The sequence below is a fragment of the Halomonas elongata DSM 2581 genome, assembly GCF_000196875.2.
Taxonomy (GTDB): Bacteria; Pseudomonadota; Gammaproteobacteria; order Pseudomonadales; family Halomonadaceae; genus Halomonas; species Halomonas elongata.
Genome location: NC_014532.2, coordinates 1,890,705 through 1,910,045, shown reverse-complemented (window position 1 = coordinate 1,910,045; position 19,341 = coordinate 1,890,705). Strand labels below are relative to the sequence as shown.

The 19,341-nt window shown below is 60.9% G+C and carries 20 protein-coding genes; all 20 read left to right on the top strand.

All coding sequences use genetic code 11. The annotated features are described in order from the left end of the window. The first annotated feature begins 237 nt into the window (after positions 1-237). Positions 238-1,212, top strand: a complete 975-nt coding sequence (locus HELO_RS09045) for a hypothetical protein (RefSeq protein WP_013332400.1) — start codon at positions 238-240, stop codon at positions 1,210-1,212. A gap of 59 nt (positions 1,213-1,271) precedes the next feature. After that, a complete protein-coding gene (locus HELO_RS19150) occupies positions 1,272-1,424 on the top strand; it encodes a hypothetical protein (RefSeq protein WP_157953411.1) in 153 nt (50 codons plus the stop codon). Positions 1,425-1,684: 260 nt separating this feature from the next. Further along, positions 1,685-2,272: an HNH endonuclease signature motif containing protein gene (locus tag HELO_RS09040; RefSeq protein WP_049786209.1), complete on the top strand. Its 588-nt coding sequence runs from the start codon at positions 1,685-1,687 to the stop codon at positions 2,270-2,272. A 106-nt stretch (positions 2,273-2,378) separates the two neighbouring features. Beyond that, entirely contained in the window at positions 2,379-3,146 is a 768-nt protein-coding gene (locus HELO_RS09035; RefSeq protein WP_013332399.1) for a phage major capsid protein, read from the top strand. Between the two features lie 78 nt (positions 3,147-3,224). After that, complete coding sequence (locus tag HELO_RS09030) at positions 3,225-3,620, top strand: hypothetical protein (protein ID WP_013332398.1); 396 nt, start codon at positions 3,225-3,227, stop codon at positions 3,618-3,620. 3 nt (positions 3,621-3,623) lie between these two features. Beyond that, entirely contained in the window at positions 3,624-4,337 is a 714-nt protein-coding gene (locus HELO_RS09025; RefSeq protein WP_013332397.1) for a phage adaptor protein, read from the top strand. Positions 4,338-4,340: 3 nt separating this feature from the next. After that, positions 4,341-4,898, top strand: a complete 558-nt coding sequence (locus tag HELO_RS09020; protein WP_013332396.1) for a hypothetical protein — start codon at positions 4,341-4,343, stop codon at positions 4,896-4,898. Between the two features lie 35 nt (positions 4,899-4,933). Continuing rightward, on the top strand, positions 4,934-5,356 hold the full coding sequence (locus HELO_RS09015; RefSeq protein WP_013332395.1) for a phage tail fiber protein: 423 nt from the start codon (positions 4,934-4,936) through the stop codon (positions 5,354-5,356). Positions 5,357-5,368: 12 nt separating this feature from the next. Beyond that, complete coding sequence (locus HELO_RS09010; RefSeq protein WP_013332394.1) at positions 5,369-7,693, top strand: hypothetical protein; 2,325 nt, start codon at positions 5,369-5,371, stop codon at positions 7,691-7,693. After that, on the top strand, positions 7,690-7,956 hold the full coding sequence (locus HELO_RS09005) for a phage fiber-tail adaptor protein (RefSeq protein WP_013332393.1): 267 nt from the start codon (positions 7,690-7,692) through the stop codon (positions 7,954-7,956). Before HELO_RS09010 ends, HELO_RS09005 begins: the two co-directional genes overlap by 4 nt. A 3-nt stretch (positions 7,957-7,959) precedes the next feature. Next, the gene (locus HELO_RS09000) at positions 7,960-9,396 is read left to right on the top strand and encodes a WD40 repeat domain-containing protein (RefSeq protein WP_013332392.1); all 1,437 of its coding nucleotides are present in this window, start codon (positions 7,960-7,962) and stop codon (positions 9,394-9,396) included. Beyond that, a complete protein-coding gene (locus HELO_RS08995) occupies positions 9,393-9,947 on the top strand; it encodes a DUF4376 domain-containing protein (protein ID WP_013332391.1) in 555 nt (184 codons plus the stop codon). Before HELO_RS09000 ends, HELO_RS08995 begins: the two co-directional genes overlap by 4 nt. After that, positions 9,944-11,587 carry a hypothetical protein gene (locus HELO_RS08990; protein WP_013332390.1) on the top strand — a complete coding sequence of 548 codons (1,644 nt, stop codon included), beginning with the start codon at positions 9,944-9,946 and terminating at the stop codon, positions 11,585-11,587. Before HELO_RS08995 ends, HELO_RS08990 begins: the two co-directional genes overlap by 4 nt. A 33-nt stretch (positions 11,588-11,620) precedes the next feature. After that, complete coding sequence (locus HELO_RS08985; RefSeq protein ID WP_013332389.1) at positions 11,621-16,579, top strand: phage tail tip fiber protein; 4,959 nt, start codon at positions 11,621-11,623, stop codon at positions 16,577-16,579. Beyond that, positions 16,576-16,944, top strand: a complete 369-nt coding sequence (locus HELO_RS08980; RefSeq protein ID WP_041602038.1) for a hypothetical protein — start codon at positions 16,576-16,578, stop codon at positions 16,942-16,944. Before HELO_RS08985 ends, HELO_RS08980 begins: the two co-directional genes overlap by 4 nt. Further along, on the top strand, positions 16,937-17,314 hold the full coding sequence (locus HELO_RS08975; protein WP_041602037.1) for a hypothetical protein: 378 nt from the start codon (positions 16,937-16,939) through the stop codon (positions 17,312-17,314). The genes HELO_RS08980 and HELO_RS08975 overlap by 8 nt, the downstream gene beginning before the upstream one ends. A gap of 33 nt (positions 17,315-17,347) precedes the next feature. Next, positions 17,348-17,890 carry a hypothetical protein gene (locus HELO_RS08970; RefSeq protein WP_041602036.1) on the top strand — a complete coding sequence of 181 codons (543 nt, stop codon included), beginning with the start codon at positions 17,348-17,350 and terminating at the stop codon, positions 17,888-17,890. Continuing rightward, positions 17,887-18,540, top strand: coding sequence for a hypothetical protein (locus tag HELO_RS08965; protein WP_013332388.1), 654 nt, complete (start codon positions 17,887-17,889; stop codon positions 18,538-18,540). Before HELO_RS08970 ends, HELO_RS08965 begins: the two co-directional genes overlap by 4 nt. 11 nt (positions 18,541-18,551) lie before the next feature. Next, positions 18,552-19,040 (top strand): hypothetical protein, encoded by a 489-nt coding sequence (locus tag HELO_RS08960; protein ID WP_013332387.1) that lies wholly within the window; start codon positions 18,552-18,554, stop codon positions 19,038-19,040. A gap of 25 nt (positions 19,041-19,065) precedes the next feature. Then, positions 19,066-19,332 (top strand): hypothetical protein, encoded by a 267-nt coding sequence (locus tag HELO_RS08955; RefSeq protein WP_041602035.1) that lies wholly within the window; start codon positions 19,066-19,068, stop codon positions 19,330-19,332. The last annotated feature ends 9 nt before the right edge of the window (positions 19,333-19,341 follow it).

Genomic DNA, 19,341 nt, shown 5'->3' with positions numbered 1-19,341 from the left:
GTCAACGGTGGCCGAGTTGATAGAGAAGCTCGAGCAAGCCCGCGACGTGGTAAACCAGCGCTTTACTCAGTAGCCGCCGGGCTCCGGCCCGGCCTCACCGCAATGCCGCTCATGGTCCGCCCTGGGCGGCATTGTCGTGGGAGCGCTCTGGACTGCAGCCAGAACCCGTTACCCGAGTCGTGAACCCCGGCAAATGCCGGCTCACCCGTCACGCCGTGAGGCGTCACAGGAGCAACAATGTCACTACCCAGGTCCGTTCAGGCCCAAGCCGAAGCCGCCCGTCAGCACTTCGAACCCCAACCCGAGAATCCCGATGATCAGCGTCCCGCTGGCTCGGCTCCCGAGGAAGGGCAGCGAAACCCGCAGGACGAGTTCTCGGCGCCCGCCAAGGCCGACGAGCCCAGCCCGACGCAACCCGCCGACAGCGCTGAAGCACAGCCCAAGGATGAACAAGACCAGGGTGCTCTTTATTGGCAGCACCGGTTCAACGTTCTCCAGGGCAAGTACAACAGCGAGATTCCGGCGCTGCGTCAGGAAAACAGCGAGCTCAAGAACACCATCGCCGAGCGAGATCGCCGAATCGCCGAGCTTGAACAACAGCAGCCCACCGGTGGCGCCGATAGCGGTGTCAGCGATGAGCAGCTCGAGCAGTTCAAAGCCACGTATGGCGAGGATCTCGTGGACTTCGTGACGCGGATGGTTGACCAACGCGCCCCGTCCGGGAAGCCAGCCGATACCGGAAACACCCAGGAGCTGACCGAACGCTTGGAGCGACTCGAGAGCGAGAAGCACCAGGACGCGGAAGCCCGCTTCTGGATGAACCTGGAGCAGGCTGTGCCGACCTTCCGGGAGGTCAACGCCGATCCGAAGTTCCACCAATTCCTGGCCCAGTTCGATCCCAGCACCGGCGTGCAGCGCCAGGAAGCGCTGAATCAGGCCCAGCAGGCCCTGGACGCCAAGGCAGTAGCTGACATTTTCCAGCTCTACATGAACCAGGCCGAGCAGGGCGCCAAGCGCTCCGTGCCCGATGACCAGGTTGAGCCCCGCACCACCCGAGCCACCGAGGCCCCGCAGGGGCAGCGGATTTGGACCGGGCAGGAGATCAGCCAGTTCTACCGGGACAAGACAGCGGGACGCTACGGCGCCGAGGAGGCTCAACGCCTGGAAGCCGACATCTTCGCCGCCCAACGAGATGGCCGGGTGAAGCAGTAACCACCCGGTCGGCGGTTACCGATTTCTCGCCGAGAGGCGACAACACGAGGTAACACATCATGGCAGGTCCGACTCGCGACGGGAGCCATCCCGATTATTCCAGCACGTCCTCCTCTGGGTTTATTCCCCAGGTGTGGAGCGGGAAGCTGGTGGAGAAGCTCTATGCCTCCACCTGCTTCGGTGAGATCGCCAATACCAACTACGAGGGTTGAAGTCAGCTCTCACTAAACCCCGTGAATTGCTGGGAAGCCCTTAGAGCCCTGAGCGCCACAACGCAGCCGGCAACGGCAAACGTGACGGCCCAAAAAGTGCAGGGATTGGGCAATCAGCAGCCAAGCCTCCCGGTAACGGGTGGAAGGTTCAACGACTAGGTCACACAGTCCTGACGGGACGATGAAGGCCCACGAGTGCGGGGCACTGCTTGCGAAATTAAAAACATGGGTGATACTGTTTAAATAAACAGGAGTAGCCCATGGCAGACAAGAAATTTTTCATCACCAAGGAACAGCTGGAAGCGGACTATCTCGAGCTTCGGTCAACCCTCAAGGTTGCTGAAAAGCACGGCGTCTCGAAGAAGCTGGTCATGACATACATGAAGCGGTTCGGGATTCCGAAGATCAAGCGCAGGACGGCGGCAGAAACTGACGAGATAATCCGTCCCATGCTTGAGGCTGGTATGACGACTAGCGACATATCGAGACGGTCCGGCTTCAGCCAGCCTATTGTGCATCGTGCGGCTCGACGCTTCGGCCTTCCGCTTAATGACACGCTGCATCGGGGCGAGATCATCACCCATAACGGGTACCGGATGGTCAGGGCTCCCGACGGGCACCCCCACGCTGACAGCAAGGGGTACGTCCGAGAACATCGGCTGGTGATGGAACGCAAACTGGGTAGGTACTTAGAGCCGGGTGAAGTTGTTCACCATATCAATGAAGACAAGCTCGACAATCGCCCAGAGAACCTTGGCTTAATGGAACTGGGAGAGCACACCAGTTTCCACCATACGGGCAAGGTTGGTCGTGGCCCCGACAAGCGGCCGCGTAAGCGCAAGCAGTGAAGATATAGTCTGGTCTCATGGGAAACCGTGAGGAGCCCGGATAAAGAGCCGGGACGAAGCCCGAAAGGGTGGAAACAGCACGGAAATCAAGAACAAGGGCGACACGGTGGAGATCCGCACCACCCCGTCCATCACGATCAAGGACTATGTCGTTGGTGGTGGTCTCAACTATGAGAAACCCACCAGTGACAAGGTCGAGCTGCACATCGATAAGGCCAAGTATTTTGCCTTCGAGGTCAATGACATCGATGCCTATCAGTCCGACATCAAGCTGATGGACGACTGGTCGGACGATGCCGGTCAGCAGATGAAGATCGCCATCGACACGGTCATCCTCGGTGACGTGTACGCTGACGCCGCACCGGAGAACGCCGGCCCAGATGCCGGTGTGAAGTCCGGTTCCTACAACATGGGCGAGTCTGGTGCCCCGGTATCCATCACCAAGAGCAACATCCTCGACACCATCGTGGACTGTGGTTCTGTCCTGGATGAGCAGAATGCCCCGGATACGGGCCGCTACATCATCCTACCGGCCTGGATGAACGGCATGCTGAAGAAGTCCGATCTGCGCGATGCCAGCGCCATGGGCGACAGCACGTCGGTCTACCGCAACGGCAAGGTGGGCATGCTGGATCGGTTCGACGTGTACGTCAGCAACAACCTGTCCACGGTCACCGACGCGACCACCAGCAAGAAGGCCACCAACGTCCTGTTCGGTCACAAAAAGGCGCTCACCTTCGCCTCTCAGATGACCAACATGGAAAACCTGCCCAACCCGCAGGACTTCGGCAAGCTGGTCCGCGGCCTCAACGTTTTCGGGTACGAGATGATCGACCCGAACGCTGCTGGCCATCTCTACGCCCAGCGCGGCTGAAACGCCTGATCCCGGGTGAACCGGGCAAGCGCCACCCTCCGGGGTGGCGTTTCTGTTTCCAGACAAGAGGGCAATCCCATGTCACTGAGCGAACGCATCGAGAATGCCGAGACCAAGGACGAGTTGGAGAAGATCGGCAAGGATGAGCTGGGCGTGGATGTCGATAAGCGGAAGGGGCTCGAGACCATCCGTGTTGACCTCCAAAGTCTTGCCGAAGACCAAGTGTCTGAGGGACAGGGCAAGACGCCAGCCCAGAACGACGCGGAGTCGCCCGATAAAGACGCGCCGGAGAGCGCCGACACGTCTCAAGAGGGCACCCCGGCATCGAAGATGGCTGACGCCGAGAAAACGCCGGATCAGGGTGAGTCAGCACCGGCCCAGGAGAAACCTCGGTTGCTCCGCCATCGCGGCAACGGCCGTGTGTTCACCTATAGCGCTGCCCTGGCTGCAAAGCGCGATATGGAGGAGGTGTAAGCCATGGCTTTGACCACGGTGGGAACCGTCATCAACAACGCCAAGCTGGTGCTGCAGGAAGTCACGTCGGCCGGTACCCGCTGGACCAACGAGGAGCTCATCGGCTGGCTGAATGAGAGCTACCAGGCGATTGTCCAGATCAAGCCGGATGCCTCGACCGAAAATGCGTCACATGAGCTGGCCGAAGGCACGCGACAACAGATCCCGGCGGATGGACTCCGACTGATCGACGTTGTTCGCAACACGGCCTCCGGCAGCAAGAAGATGGGCATCATGGTGGCGTCCCGTCAGTCGCTGGATACCACGCGGCGTGGTTGGCACGCTGATCCACCCAGCATTGACATCGAACAGTACATCTTCGATGACCAAGACCCCACGCGCTTCTATACCTATCCGCCGGCCGCGACGGGAGCCGAGGTGGAGATCATCTACTCGGCCGTACCAGCGCCGCACGATGTCTCCCAGGGGCTCGAGGGGCTGGCGAACGAGGCGATCAAGCTGAACGACAGCTATGGGCCAGTCATCACGGATTACATCCTGTATCGCGCCTACTCCAAGGATGCCGAGCACGCCAAGAACCTGAATCGCGCCCAGCTCCACATGGAAGCCTACATGAACGCGCTGGGGCAGAAGGTCGAGGTGGATCGTTCGATCTCGCCGAACGCTCCCGACAATTCGTCCAACCCGACTGGCTCGGTGGGACGGACAAGGGGCTGATCCATGACGCTGGATGACCTTGTTCACCAGGTGGTGCAGGACGTTCCCGAGGCGCCGCTGATGACGATTCGTGATGCCATCACCCGGATGGCGCGTGAGCTGTGCACCGAAGCTGACGTGTGGGTGCAGGAGGGAGAGCCGGTAGTGGTGGCCGCCAATACCGCTAACCCTCAGATCGTGGCATCCAGCGGCGAGCCACTGCGCATCGTCTCGCTCAAGATCGATGGCCGCGAGTGCGTCCAGGGCCAGGGGTTCGACCAGCCCACGCCCACCTCGATCGAGCTATACCAGCGTCCCAACGCCTCGATGCTCTACGGACGCCTGGCGTGCCGGCCCGCTATGGGCGACATGCCGCCTTCTGAGGTGGTGGATCGCTGGGATATGGCGATTGCCAACGGTGCGCGCTGGCGTTTGCTCATGCTTCCCCAGCCTTGGCGAAATCCCGAGCTCGCCAATTACTACCATCAGCAATACCTGGCCGATGTGGCCACGGCCAGGCAGAACTCTCGACTTGGCCACGCCCGGGGCGGTGCGCGTGTGAAAGCCCGCCGCTTCATCTGACCGCAACTCTGCGACTTACCGTGAGGTAACTCCCAATGGCAGCATTCTCCGACTATCTCGAATCCGGCATCCTGGAGCACACCCTTCGCGGGACCACGCTCCCGACGCCGTCCTCCATCTATGTGGCGCTGTTCACCAGCGATCCCACCGACGCCGACACCGGCGATGAAGTCACCGACTCGGCTTATGTCCGGCAAGACGCCGCGAAAGGCGACTCCATCTCTAGCGGCTGGACCTCGCCGACCGACTCCGGTGACGGCAAAGTCAGCTCCAATGCCAAGGTGATCCAGTTCCCGCCCATCGCCGATGGCAGCGTGACCGTCACGCACTACGCACTCTATGACGCCCAATCCGGCGGCAACATGCTCTATCACGGTGAGTTCACCGTTGCGAAGACCCTGGAAATCAATGACGTGCTGTCTGTAGACATCGGCGGCATTCAGGTCATCCTCCGCTAAGAGGGGTAGGGTATGTTTGGGCCCCTCAACGGGGCCCCGCTGAATGGCGGCGGGGCAAATGGCCTGTGGCTGTACGGCGGCGTGCTGTCTCTCGAGCCGGTGGCGGATTCGACGGCGACACCGCTGCGCATCAAGCATGCTACCGGCTCTCTATCCGCGTCAGCCGATTCAGTAGGGGCATCCAAGCGACTGGCGACTGGCTGGGGGACGGCGGCGGCTGCGGCGTTCGCCGACGCTGAGGGCCATGAGTTGGTATTCGTGGCGGGCAAGTCCGCCACGATCGCCGACACAACGTTCGCGTCCTGGGCGCATCGCCCAATGAGTGGCATCACGGATGTCGAAGCCGCCATGGATGGTGCCGGCGTGCGCCATGCCCGAATGTCGCATGCTGAGAGCCACTCAGAAGCCGTAGCGACTGGGGACGCTCACCGGATTACCCCGGCACCCGACATCAACCTGGATGATTCTCTGGCCGTCCTCGATGTCAGTGCTGACCGTACTGCCTGGATGACGCCGAGCACGGTCGAAGCTCCGGCGGCGTTGTACTGCGATGCTCATATCACCCACATCATGGGTGGCCAGTCTGTAGCCGAGGCGGCGTCAAGCATCGACTACAAGACGTTCTGGCAGGCGTCATTGCGCCCACTGCGCACGGCATCGTTGACCTGGCTGGCGGAATCCAGGCTCGACAGACTGCGCGTTCGCCAGCGGTTCGCTGAGGCCCGCACGGTAGTGAGAGCCAGGTCTCGGGCTCTACCGAACTCTAAGATTGGTCGTGGTTCGCTATGGCTGGAGTCGGAATCCCGCCATGTCCCGGGCTCCCTGCGCCTGTATCGGAACCACTATGGTGTGGCGTCCAGTAGTGCCGCCAGTTCGGCGGTACCGGGACGAATCAGGCATGCCAGCAGCATCTCGACCGGGCTGGCCACGACCCATATCGCACCAGATCTCACGCTTGGCAACACGACCTATTGCTATGTCAGTGGGCGTGCGTTGGCGCTATCCCGCCAAGTGGCGGCGGGGCTGTGCATCACCGAGGCAAGCGGGAAAGCCGCATCGGTCAGCGAGTCCGCAGGGCGGTATTTCCAGATCCATGCGTTTACGGGTATCGCGTCGGCGGGCGGCGATGTCCCACCCGTTCACCTGACCAGTATCAATCCGTGGGTCCGCGCTACGGGCAAGAGTGAAGCGGTGGCGGAGCAATCGGCCTACACGCTCCGTGGGCGCTACATAGGCCTGGATGCTCTGGCGTGCGAGTCGCAGCAAACCGCATGGTGCTACCGTCAGGTACCTACCTGGGACTCGATGGCTGGTATGTCATCGGTGGTCTCGGATGTACACCGCCTGGCCAAAGCGCGTGCGAAAGAGATCGCCATATCCACGGTGATCGCTCAGGCCAACGTCTATGGATTGCGACGGCCGGACATCCGGCCACTGGGTGGCACCGCATCTGGGCAGGCTTCCGCCCATAAGACTGCCTGGATGGATGGTGGGCAAGAGGCGGCAACCGCGACAGGGCTGGGCGCCGCCGTTCGGCTCGCTGTCCCGGTGCTCGCCCCCGAGCCCAATGAGGCTGTGTTCCTAGCCAGCGATCCTGATATCACTCGGTATATGCGGGCTTCGGCGGTGGCCGTGGCTGAATCGAGTGGGGAGAACCAGCCCTATCGATTCACTACCACGCGAAGCGCCCGTGCCAGAGTCCAGAGTGCCGGTGTGGCCCGCAAGACGGCACGTTTTGTCGATGACCCGGCTTGGGCCATTTCATCGGCAGGTGGTGGCTACGACCTCAATGCCTTTGTGCGCAAGGTCGAACCGACCTCGTTTGTGGCTCGAGCTGAGGGAGCTGGTGATGCCCGCAAGACCGCCAGGTATATCGACGAGGCGGCCTTGGCTTCGGCGTCACCCCATGCTGGCTACACTCGCTTCGCCTACCTGACGCCGCAGCCTGCGATCAATCGTTCCGTGACGACGGGGATGCCCCATCTCACCCGCCGTATGAGGGGCACGAGCATCTCGCGGGCAGAACCCACTGCCTATTTCGCCCGCTACCGCCCCGCGAGTGGCCAGGCCCGTGCCTCGGCTCAGGTTCCGGTGACGATCTACGTCTGGCGGTTCTTCGAGATACGTTTCCGAGGTGACGCTGATAGCGGCGGTGAAATGCTGCGCATCACCTTCATCGAGCCTGCCCGCGTCGCTGAATCCTGGGCCGAAACAGGCCGTGTCTCGTACCTGATCAATCCCGACTCGCCGGCACCTGACCGCCGGACCATCACCCTGATGCCCGGTGCCCGTGTCATGTCGGTGCCTGCGTCCGTGAGGGAGTACCAAGTCGCATGAAGACATTCAAGAAGCAGCCCCGAGACCATTTGGATTATGACATTGATCTCTCCGAGTGGATGGCCGAGGGCGATGAGATCGAGCACGTCGAGGTTACGGCCCCGGATGGTCTGGAGGTGACACAGGTGGGAATCGAGCCCACTCGCGTGAAGTTGTGGATCAAGGGCGGGACGGATGGAGAGAGCTACAAGCTGTCACCGCTGATTTATACCGAGAGCCGTACCAAAGAGGTCGATTTCATGATCATCGTGGTGGAGATGTAACCCATGCCACAGCTTTTCTTCAACAACGCCCGGGCGACACTGGCTTCGGCCATCGATGATGTGACTACCACCATCGAGGTATCGGCCCCGGTGAACCTGCCGACCTCATTGGGGGCGAATGAATGGTTCCTGCTCACGATTTTCGCCGACACCACAAGGTACGGCGAGAACATCGAGATCGTGCGCGTGACCGGCATCTCAAACAATACGTTGACGGTAGAGCGTGGGTTCGAGGGCACCGCTGTCTCACATGGTGCGGGTGAGAGTATCGAGGCTCGGGCGACCGCGCGAACGATGGACCGTATTCGGTCGCGGATCGGGGAGACGTCCCTGGTGAAGGCCAATGCCTCTCTCGATGACCGTTTGCGAATGGATGGGCTGGCCTATCGAAAAGTGGACTACCCAGAGCTGGCCGCCATGTTCCCGGAGACATTGCCTGCCCAGGAAGTCGTCAGCGGCACGCCGTCGCTGCCCGACATGGGGCGCGGGGCGGCTTTCAGCCCCGATGGAGCCTATCTGGCGATGGCGCACAATGGTTCTCCGTACTTGACCATTATCGATACGTCAGACTGGTCCGTGGTCAGTGGAACGCCGTCACTGCCCAGGTCTGGGTGGGGGGCGGCTTTTAGACCCGATGGGGCCTATCTGGCCATCGTCCATGAGGGAAGCCCCTACCTGACGGTTATCGACACCGCCGATTGGTCGGTTGTCAGCGGCACGCCGTCATTGCCCGGCACCGGGAACGCGGTCGCGTTTGGTTCCAATGCCAATGGCACCTTCCTGGCCGTCGTGCATGACGGCGCTCCTTATCTGACCATCATTGATACGTCGGATTGGTCTGTGGTCAGTGGCACGCCGTCTCTGCCCGGGGGAGGTGAGGATGTTGTGTTCGAACCCGGTGGCACCTACTTGGCGGTGGCGCATCGGGAGTCTCCCTACCTGACCATTGTCGCGGCTGCCGACTGGTCAGTGGCCAATGTCGCACCGACATTGCCCGGTATGGGAAGGGCCATTGATATCAGCCCGATCAGCGGAATCATCGCGGTCGCGCACAACCCAGTGGATTTTAATAGTGAGGAGTCCCGCTTCACTGTTATCAACCCGAACGATGACTGGTCTGTGGTCAGTGACGCGCCTGTAATCCAATCGAGCATTGCGGACGTGAAGTTCAGCTCGGATGGCGCTTTCCTGGCCATTGGGTATTATGGCGGCTCCCACCTGATAGTCATCGACATTGCCACCTGGACAGAGATCGGTGGTACGCCATCGTTACCCAACTACGGGGAGACGGTCGCCTGGCACCCGGATGGCGACTACCTGGCCGCAGGCTATTTAAACGCCCCTAACCTGACGGTCACGGCGAGATCGCCGGATTGGTTCTACCTCCCTGAGTTGAGTTCCCCCCACCCGTCGCTGGAATGGAGGATCAAGGCCCAATGATCGTTTACGAACTCGATGAACAGTCGATCTGGACCGGGGGCACGCACGAGATTGCGCCCGGGGAAGGGCGTCCGGCCTGCTGCACGACCATCGCGCCGCCCGAGGTGCCGAACGGGCAGATGGCCCAGCTCCGGGGGCAGATGTGGGTATTGATCGATGATGTACCGCTTTCTGACGTCCAGCGCCGGGCCCATGAGGCCCGGGCGAAGGTGAATCAGTGGCGAGATCGATCGCTCAACGACGGTGTGCCATACACCATGCCCGATGGCAGGGAGGACACCATCCAGACCCGGCCCGACGACCGACTGAATCTCATGGCCCTGAACACGAAGGCAACGGCGCGGGTCGAGGCTGGTGATACCACCCCGATGCCGTTCCGAGGGCTCTCCAACACGACCTACCAGCTCACGCCGACAGAGATGCGCGACATGACGATGGCCGCGTTGACCCACATCGAGGACATCTACCAGCAGAGTTGGTCAGCGAAAGATGCACTGGTCACGGCCACCACGCTGGATGACGTTGAATCTGCATTGGAAGGCCTGCAATGACGATCATGTACCCCGGCGGGTTTCTGGGCGAGCGCCCGCTATTGGACCCACGGCTGCTGCCAGAGAAGTCGGCCCAGGTTTCGCGCAACATCTATCGCAGGCGCGGCACGCTCAAGCCGGAGCGGAAGCCGGCCCATGTCAGTGACGTGCCCCAGGTATTCCGGCCCGCGAATCTGTTTCGCTATACGCCCGGCGATGGGGCGGCGAGCTTCTGGCTGTCCTGGCGCCGGGGCCTGGATGTCGATGTTGCTCGGTCGCCCATCGCCAATGACCAGTACGAGCGAGTCTATTGGACAGGGGATGGACCACCCAAGATGGGCGGCATCGATGTCATCACCCAAGGTGATGGTCCCTATCCCTCGAGCTGGTACCAGTTGGGTGTTCCTGCCCCTGAACAGGCCCCCGAGGTCAGGGAGCCCAACAACCGCACACCGCCGGATGATGGATCGGTAGATTGGCCACCTGCCACGACGGTCGAGACGGCCTATGTGGTGACGTGCGTCTCCAGCTACGGCGAGGAAAGTGCGCCGAGCATGCCGTCGCCGCTGGTCGAGCGCTGGGATGATGCCAGTGACCTCCCTGAGGGCGGACATGTGATCGTGACCCTGCCGCCGATGCCCAGCAGCAGCAACAACATCCAGGCCATGCGGATCTACCGCACTGAATCGGGCGGCATGTATCAGTACGTGGCCGACGTTGCCGCGGGAACCGGGACATTCGAGGATGACGTGTCCTCGGCTGAGCTCGGAATCGCCTTGCCGTCAGCCGAGTGGGATATGCCAGACCCCAAGATGAAAGGGCTGACGACGCTCCCCAATGGCATCCTGGCCGGTTTCTTCGGCAATACCGTGGCGTTCTGCGAGGCCTATTATCCGCACGCTTGGCCGGTGAGCTATCAACTGGCATTCGATGATCCGGTTGTCGGGTTGGCCTCCACGAGCGCGGGCCTGGTGGTGCTCACAACGGGGCAGCCATCATTAGTGACAGGTTCCAGTCCGGCGGCCATATCGCAGATGAAGCTCGACGTATACCAGTCCTGTGTGTCCAAGCGCAGCATCGTGGAAATGGGCGGGTATGCGCTGTATGCCTCACCCGATGGCCTGGTAGCCGTGGGAGGCCAACAGGCGGAAGTGGTGACGAAAGAGGTGTTCTCGCGCGACCAGTGGAAAGCCCTCGACCCATCCTCGATCCATGCCTATCGCTACGATGGCCGCTACATGGCGTTCCACACCAATGGCTGTATGTCGTTCACACCCGGCGAGGGGATCGATCGCTATGACGTCAATGCCGAGGGCGGCTACTACGACAGCGAGCGAGACACGCTGTACTTGCTCCAAAATGGCGCTGTCACCGCTTGGGGTGCCGGCAATCCGTTCTCGATCCTCTGGCGGTCGCCCATCACGAACTACCCGTCGGGCCGGGCCACTCTGACGTGTGGGCGCATCGTGGCGCACGGTTATCCGGTCAAGCTCCGCATATACGCCGATGGGGAGACCGTCATGGATCAAGCGATAACGGGCCCCGATATGTTCCGCCTGCCCGCTGGCTATACGCTTGCACGTGAGTGGGAGGTCGAGGTCGCCGGCAACAACGAGGTCGTGTCGATTCAACTGGCTGGCAGCCCTGGCGAGCTGCACTGACGTTTGCCCCCAATTGCCTACCGTGAGGTACGCATGGCTCAGAAAACGCGCCGACGCAGGGCGCTTCCCCCGATTGACCCGCAGACGGACCGGCGTCTGCGTCCCTTCCTGGAAGCTGTAAAGGAAATCACGGAAACCGGCGATGGCGTGCGGGGTGATCCTCTCGATCGCAAGCTGACGGTTCGCGACCTAGTGGACTCCGGCATTGGCCGTTTGCACGGTGCCGGCCGTGGCAGCAGTGGCGTTCTGCTGCCGGGTGACGCCATCGACAACGATCCGGCTGAGGACATGGCAGTACCGCCCCGGCCGACGGGCTTCCAAGCCTATGGCAGCTTCGGCTATGTGGCACTTTCCTGGGACATCCCCGGTGATCTCTATGGCAACCATAGCTTCACGAGCATTTACCGGGCCAAGGAAGACAACTTCGCCAATGCGGTGATTATCGGTAAGGACTCGGGCATGTCGTACACCGACCAGGTGCGCGATGTGGCCGAGGACGGCGTTGGGTACTACTACTGGATCACCTTCACCAGCAGTAGTGGCGTCGAAGGGCCGCCCAACGCTCCTGGCGGAACCTATGCAGAGGTCATCCCCGACGTCCGCTTCATCATGCAGCGGATCACAGGGCAGATCGATGATGGGGTGCTGGCCTCGACTCTGCGTTCCAAGATCAACCTGGTGGTGGCCCCCGAGGATGTCGAAGGGTCGGTGAACGCCCGTCTTGCGGCTGAAGCCGATGCGCGTCGCCAAGCGGTTGCCAGTGAGGCAAGGGAGCGAGCGGAGAGCATCCAGCGGGAGCGGAAGGACTGGAATGCGGCGATTGACGCTGTCACAGCGAAGTATGATGAGTCGATCGCGGACCTGGCCAGTAAAACGGAAGTCCTCACGAAAGAGGATGAGGCGCTGGCCCAGAAGATCGAAACCGCCTTTTCCGAGGTGGAGAAAGACTTCCAGGCCGCTCTCCGTAGTGAGCGAACCGCATGGACCACCAAGACGGATGCCCTTGGGGTTCGGATCGATACCACGCAAGCGAAGGCGGCAGACAACGCGGCGGACATCTCCGAGACGAAGAAATCGCTGGCATCCAAGACGTCGGCGCTGACCCGGTCACTCGAGAGCATGACGGCACGGCTCAATGCGACGCCGGTCTGGTCATCGAACTTTGAGCCCGGTGCCGACTTTGATCGTTGGAAGACTGCCAGCGGGGGCTCCATCGAGGCGGTGAGTACTGCCTTCGCGGGCAACCAGGCGGCGGTAATCCGGTATAACGGGTCTTCGCCATCTTCCACTGGCACGACGCACAGTGTCTTCGCCGAGGTCACGGAGACCCTGGCCAAGAGCTTCGTGGGCAAGCGCATCCGGGTCGAGATCTATGCCCGCAAGGCCCAGGACAACCCGGCCAGCGAGTTCGCGGTGGCGTATTCGACCGCGGCGAATGGCAATAGCGGATGGCATCGCTTCGAGCCAGGCGATAACTGGGCGCCCCACGAGTTCATGTGGGACATGCCGCTCGATAGCTCCAATGCCGTGGATTACATCGGTATCTGGGGGGATACCAGCAACTCGGGCAAAGGGGTCGAGGTCGATCTGATCACGATTCGACCCGCCACGACCGAGGAAGATCTGCCCGCCATCACGGCAGCCGTCAATGAGGAGGCCGAAGCGCGGGTCGAGGAAGACAAGGCCATCACCAACCGTTTCAGCAAAGACGTCTCCCAGCTCGGGGAGAATATCGCCGGGGTGAAGGAAACGGTCAGCACCGAGGTCGCGCGGCTGGATGACCGCATCACCTCGACGTCGAAGAAGGTCGATACTACGCAATCGACCCTCAACGGCAAGGTCGCCGCTGTTGAAACCCGGATGGAGACCCGGATCGAGGGAATCGCGCACTGGAGCACCTCGTTCGAGGGTGATGGCTCCATGGGCTGGTCCGGCGGTGGATCGGTCAGTCCCGCGTCTGATTCAAGTACCGGGTCTCAATCGGCGCTGTTTACCTGGTCGGCAGGCAGTCCTTCCAGTGGTGGCCGGCCTGGCACGGCCAAAGCGATCCCCGAGCGCACCGCCATCCAGTTCGCCGGGCGCCGCGTCCGTGTCACGCTGGATGCCAAGCAGCCTTCAAGCGGCACGGCATCCGAGTTCGCGGTGGCGTACAGCACCAGTGACGTGGGCAACAGCGGATGGCATCGCTTTAAGCCTTCCGGCTCATGGAAGCCGTTCAGCTTCCTCTATGACGTGCCTGAAGCCAACCATGGTGGCCGCGACTTTATCGGCGTATGGGGCGACACATCGAACAGAGGTAACGGCATCCTCATCGATAACATGCGGATCGAGGTCGTGGCCGATGAGAATGATCTGCCGGTCCTTGAAACCATGTACGTTGCCAAGCTCCAGGCAAACGGCCTCATTGGCGGCTTCGGGATCTATAACGATGGCGAGACAGTGGAAGCCGGCTTTGATGTTGACCGGTTCTGGCTGGGCCGGACCAACAAGAACAAGGTCAAGCCGTTCATCATGGACGATGACATTGTGTACCTGGATACCGCTCGCATTCGCCAGGGCGACATCCAGGAAGGGCAGCTTGGCCCCATCACCATCGGCAAGCTGACGCAGAACAATGGCGATCCGCTGACCAACGTCGCCGGGAAGATCGTGGCCGATGCCATCGACGTCGATAACCTGCGCGTCGCTGAGGCCGGCAAGTTCTACGGTGACGTCTACTCGGGCAACTACCGCAGCGGCAGCCAGGGCTGGGCGATCCTCCAGAACGGCAATGTCGAGTTCAACCAGGGCGTGTTCAACGGCACGGTTGAGTTCAAGAACATCCGCGGTGCGGGGACGCTGGCAGGGCGTGACACGGTCTGGTGGAGCGAGGTCACTGGTGGGAATAGGCCCTCCGATAACGCCGACCGGACGGCGGACAACACCGCGAAGGGCATAAAGAACCAGGGGAAACTGGCGACCAAGGACAAGGCGGATTACATCGAGGACGTCCAGAATGCGCCTTTCATCCGTCTGGGCATCAATGCCTATCCAGAGTGGAAGGATGCCAGCCAATACAGCGAGGCCCACAAGAAAGGCACATTGATCTTCGAGGTCAGTAACGGCTTCGGCGGCTGGCCACAGGACAATGGTGGCGTCATCACCTACTGGACCAACCACAATCGGGCCGTCCAGGTCTTTTATGGCAATGGTGGTGACAAGGAGTGGGTGCGAGAGATCCATCCTGCCACGTACCCGAATTGGTCGAAGTTCGTTCAAAAGGAGGTGTTCTCATCGGCTGACGTCGATGCTCTGCAAACGAAAAACGGTCCCAAGGAGGCCGGGGCCGACGTGACTGGCAATAACGAAGCCAAGAGCATCGTCAACCAGGGGCTGCTGGCTACCAAGAACAAGGCGGACTACGAGAAGGATCTGGAGAATGCCCCGTTTGTACGGGCCAGGGTCAATGCCTACTCCGAGAGCCAGAGCGCCGACCAGTACAGTGAGGCTCACAAGAAGGGCACGCTGATCTTTGAGGTGAGCAATGGGCAAGGTGGCTGGCCTGTCAGCAATGGCGGGGTCATCACGCACTGGTCCAGTAACCGGCGTGCCGTGCAGATCCTGTATGGGAACGGCGGGGGCAAGGAGTGGGTTCGCGAAGTCCACCACTCGAGGTATCCGAACTGGTCGCCATGGACGCGCCGGGAAATCTTCTCATCTGCCGACGTCGATGCCTTGGAAACGAAGAACGGCCCGCGTCAGGCTGGTGCCGACAAGACGTCCGAGAATGAGGCGAAGCGTATCGCAGGCCAAGGCAAGTTCGCGACCCGTGACTTCGCCTGGTGGGATGAGGTCAGCGGGAGCAATAAGCCCCACGATAATGCGGACGTGACCGGCGACAATACGTCCCGTGACACCAGCAATGTCAATGGACTGCCGGCCGATGTTGTCCGCAACGGCATTACAGGCTTCGGCTGTGACGTCTCAAAGGCGGGTACCGCGCCGCTGGGTCATAACGGCGGCCAGCACGGGTATATCGAGTATGACGAGGGTATACACCAGGGCGGTGGCGTCTGGATCGCGTATGACTGGAACAGGATGGACCGAAGTGGTGACCCGAGGCCATGGGCCGATGGCATCCACTTCCGCATTCCGTATGAAGTAGCAGGGGCCTTCAGTGGTCGGCGCATTACTGTATCCGTCATGGAACAGCGATACTCTGATCACTGGTCCCGTGAATTTGCTGTTTCCTACTCGACCAAGCACGCAGGGAATAGCGGCTGGCACCGTTTCGAGACTTCGACTCACAGCACATGGCACACTCATTCGTTCGAGTATGATGTGCCGGAGCTAGAAGACGAGTCAGACCACATGGTCTATATCTGGCCATCCACCGATAACAGCGGGAAGCGGCTAGGTATAAAACGCATCACTGTCACCCCGTCGAGTGACCGAGCGAGCCGGTCGGTCGATAACTGGACCCGCCCCAATTCGACCCTGATCGATGGCAACAAAATCTATACCGGTGATGCCTATGTCGATACGCTGCAGATCAAAGGCAATGCCATCACCGTTCCGGCAGCAACCTACAAAGGAAGGAAGGGGAGCTGGCATTACGCCAATAGTGAAGGGGGCTGGAACTGGCGCCCCTGGATGGCCCTTCACAACTTCCACCAAGATGATGCCGATATCTTCATTATGGCACTGGTCCCCTATTCGGGATCGGACTCATCGAGCGGTGGTACCGGTGCTACCGCGACCGTAGGGGTCAAAGTCCGCATTACAATTGATGGCAGAGTGAAGCGGGAGATCGATGTCAGGCAGACGGACAGCGCTAGTGCACGCCCCAACGATGACTCTTACGCCTATGCCTATGTGACGGCAGCGGGGACCGCTGTCATCGGCTATCGGTTTCCTCCCTATAGCGGATCGAGGTCGATAAAAATTGAAGTGGTGACGATTAATTCAACCATTGCGAACTGTTACATGCAGGCTCTGGGGGTGAAGCGGTGAGTCGGTATGCTGATTACGAAGACAATGGCGAGATATTCTGTATCGTGGAGGGTGAACCAGGTGCAATCGATACGTCCCGCTTGATAGAAGTCGGGGAAAATGTCTCCGATGAAACACACTACATCGACATGTCCCAGGCCATATATTTCGCCTGCAGACGTCACACGTTTGATACCTCACACTCGATCGACGGTCTAACGGTAACGTTCAGCAACCTACCGCAAGGGACAATCGTGCGGGTTCAGGAGCATGAAATGCTCTCGGACGGTGACGATCGCATTGAGTTCGATGTGCCCGGGACCTATGCCGTTGAACTACAACATCACCAGTACCTCGATGAGACGGTGGAGGTGACCGTTGAGTAAGCTAGCTGTTACCACATTCGTCGATCTGGAAGACGCGACGTCCCGGCATCTTGATGAGGCCGATCAAGTGGCTGAAAGGGCCCTTCGCCGTCTGTCATCGCCGATGAAGCGAGGACTGCATGCGGCGAAAGCCGAAGAAGCGCTCCGCACAGAAGGCCCGCGTCCTTTGCTGGATGCCGAAGCGGCTGCGCTAGGCGAGTCGGTAGAGGTCATCGTCGCGCGTGTGGCCGACCAGCGGAAGAAGTACGACGCCAAATGCGCTAAAATCGAGTCAGCCAGGATCAAGGCGAGGGCGGATATTCGTGCTGCCGCCTCGGCGGCAGAACAGAAGCGAATCGTCAATCAGCTGTCTGCCGACCTTCAGGCCTGATCCTTTCCCACAATGCCCACCGTGAGGTGCGCTATGTCACGCGAACGTGAATTCCTGCAGCAAGTCCTTCCCAACAACCCGTCCGCGGTTGCGTTCTGCGAGACGGTCTTCGAGATCTCGCAGGTACTGGACGACCTGATCGACGGTGATGCCCAACTGGATCAAGGCACCGTCATTCGCGCGTTTTGGCGCGCTCTCATCGACCTTCCTGATAACCCCTTTTACCGCCAGCACGAACCCTTTTTGCGACCACAACTAGCCACAGCGCTCCAGGATTGGACCGATAGCGTCACCCTGGAGCGTTCCGGCGATGAGCATGATCGTCACCTAGCCTTTGTGCTTCGCGACCAACTATCCGGTGTTGTCGTGCAATGTGTCCGGCTGGTCGGGGGCTATGAGCTCATGCGACAGGTTGGCCCGACGGTTCGTCGATTCTTCCACGATGAGCTGCTGAGTGACTACGTCGCAGGATTTGAAAGGCCGGTGGACGGTGACGATGACCAAGCCCCCGCCCCCGAGACTGATCATGTCTATCCGGAGGATGTCAGCGAAAGCCTCCAGGAGGATAAAGCATGAGCGGCGGTGGTGGCGGCAGCACTGACATTGAAGATACCCCGGAGCAGCGCCACATGGCTGAAGTCGCGGCCGAGAAGTGGAACTACGCCCAGGAACAGCTCGCCCCCCTCGAGAACGAGTACATGCAGGACGTGGGGCAGATGACCACGCCCAGTCGCATGGGATACATCGAAGGACAGGCCAGCCAGGGCCAGATGCAGGCGACCCATGACCTCATGGGCGAGGCGTCCGGGAAGTTGAACCAGGCCGGTATCGATCCCAGTAGCGGACGGGCTCAGTCAGTCATGACTGGCCTGTCGCTGGATGCTGCAGAAGCGGGTGGCTCCCAAATGGGCCGTGGTCAGTTCGAGCAGGAGAACCAACAGGTCCAAGGGCTCCAGAACATTGTGGCAATGGGGCAAGGCGAGTCGGGGCAAGCGCAAGCCGGTCTATCGACGGTAGCCAGCTATGCGCAGTCGGATGCCCGTAGCGATGCCGTGCAGAGCTTCAATCGCCGCAGTGCCAATCTTCAGTTGCTCGGCCAGGTGGCGGGAGCCGGTACGCGCTATGGGCTCGACCAGATCGGTGGCAATAGCGCTGCCGGTCTCGGGCTGGATACCGGCGTGAACCAGGATGCCATCGACGCATCGATCGCACTGAACCGCGGCTGAGGAGACGGGCCATGGCGAGCTATCAGAATACGCTTGGCATCAATCTTCCAGGCCCCTCGGCTTCGCAGACTGCTGAGACCTATGTCGATCCCCAGGCGGCCTTTCGGGGGGATCAGGGCGCCTCTGACACGATCGGGCGCCTGAGCCGGGCACAGTGGGAAGACTGGAAGACGCGATTTCGCCCCTATATCGACTCGCTGGCCAATGCGGCGACCCGGAACGAGGCGGCCCAGGACGCTGCGACGATGGCCCAGGAGTCGATGGACACGGCGTATGACAACAGCGCCCAGGCTCAAGACATGCAGCGACAGGGCATGGGGCTTCAGGTGTCCCAAGCGCAGCGAGGGGCCGACCAACGGCGCCGTGCGTTGCAGAAAACCGCCAGCATGGTCTCGGCAGGTAACCAGGCTCGTATGTCCGCCCAGGATCGTCAGAGCAAGATCCTCGCTGGTGGCATGGGGCTGTCCAGCATTCCCGACAAGATCCTCGAATCACAGTAATCGCCAACTCACCGGGAGGTGACACATGGCATATGGGCTCATTGGTCTGAAAGACGACCTTCAGGGTGACGCGATGCAAGGGCTGGGGGATCTGGCCCAGCAGCAGCGTCAGGACAAGCGCGCCGAAGAACGCATGGAGCAAGCTGAGAAGCAGCAGAAGATGCAGAACATCGGCATGGGCGCAAGCATGGGCGGCATGGTCGGTGGCGCGATGGCTTCTGGTTCTGCCGGCGGCCCCATTGGCATGGCGATTGGCGCAGGCGTTGGCCTGCTGGCCAGCGAATTGATGTAGGAGCTGATG

Excerpts from the sequence above, each read along its gene's own strand:
- HELO_RS09045 (WP_013332400.1), top strand. The coding sequence starts at position 238 with ATGTCACTACCCAGGTCCGTTCAGGCCCAAGCCGAAGCCGCCCGTCAG.
- HELO_RS19150 (WP_157953411.1), top strand. The coding sequence starts at position 1,272 with ATGGCAGGTCCGACTCGCGACGGGAGCCATCCCGATTATTCCAGCACG.
- HELO_RS09040 (WP_049786209.1), top strand. The coding sequence starts at position 1,685 with ATGGCAGACAAGAAATTTTTCATCACCAAGGAACAGCTGGAAGCGGAC.
- HELO_RS09030 (WP_013332398.1), top strand. The coding sequence starts at position 3,225 with ATGTCACTGAGCGAACGCATCGAGAATGCCGAGACCAAGGACGAGTTG.
- HELO_RS09025 (WP_013332397.1), top strand. The coding sequence starts at position 3,624 with ATGGCTTTGACCACGGTGGGAACCGTCATCAACAACGCCAAGCTGGTG.
- HELO_RS09020 (WP_013332396.1), top strand. The coding sequence starts at position 4,341 with ATGACGCTGGATGACCTTGTTCACCAGGTGGTGCAGGACGTTCCCGAG.
- HELO_RS09015 (WP_013332395.1), top strand. The coding sequence starts at position 4,934 with ATGGCAGCATTCTCCGACTATCTCGAATCCGGCATCCTGGAGCACACC.
- HELO_RS09010 (WP_013332394.1), top strand. The coding sequence starts at position 5,369 with ATGTTTGGGCCCCTCAACGGGGCCCCGCTGAATGGCGGCGGGGCAAAT.
- HELO_RS09005 (WP_013332393.1), top strand. The coding sequence starts at position 7,690 with ATGAAGACATTCAAGAAGCAGCCCCGAGACCATTTGGATTATGACATT.
- HELO_RS09000 (WP_013332392.1), top strand. The coding sequence starts at position 7,960 with ATGCCACAGCTTTTCTTCAACAACGCCCGGGCGACACTGGCTTCGGCC.
- HELO_RS08995 (WP_013332391.1), top strand. The coding sequence starts at position 9,393 with ATGATCGTTTACGAACTCGATGAACAGTCGATCTGGACCGGGGGCACG.
- HELO_RS08990 (WP_013332390.1), top strand. The coding sequence starts at position 9,944 with ATGACGATCATGTACCCCGGCGGGTTTCTGGGCGAGCGCCCGCTATTG.
- HELO_RS08985 (WP_013332389.1), top strand. The coding sequence starts at position 11,621 with ATGGCTCAGAAAACGCGCCGACGCAGGGCGCTTCCCCCGATTGACCCG.
- HELO_RS08970 (WP_041602036.1), top strand. The coding sequence starts at position 17,348 with ATGTCACGCGAACGTGAATTCCTGCAGCAAGTCCTTCCCAACAACCCG.
- HELO_RS08965 (WP_013332388.1), top strand. The coding sequence starts at position 17,887 with ATGAGCGGCGGTGGTGGCGGCAGCACTGACATTGAAGATACCCCGGAG.
- HELO_RS08960 (WP_013332387.1), top strand. The coding sequence starts at position 18,552 with ATGGCGAGCTATCAGAATACGCTTGGCATCAATCTTCCAGGCCCCTCG.
- HELO_RS08955 (WP_041602035.1), top strand. The coding sequence starts at position 19,066 with ATGGCATATGGGCTCATTGGTCTGAAAGACGACCTTCAGGGTGACGCG.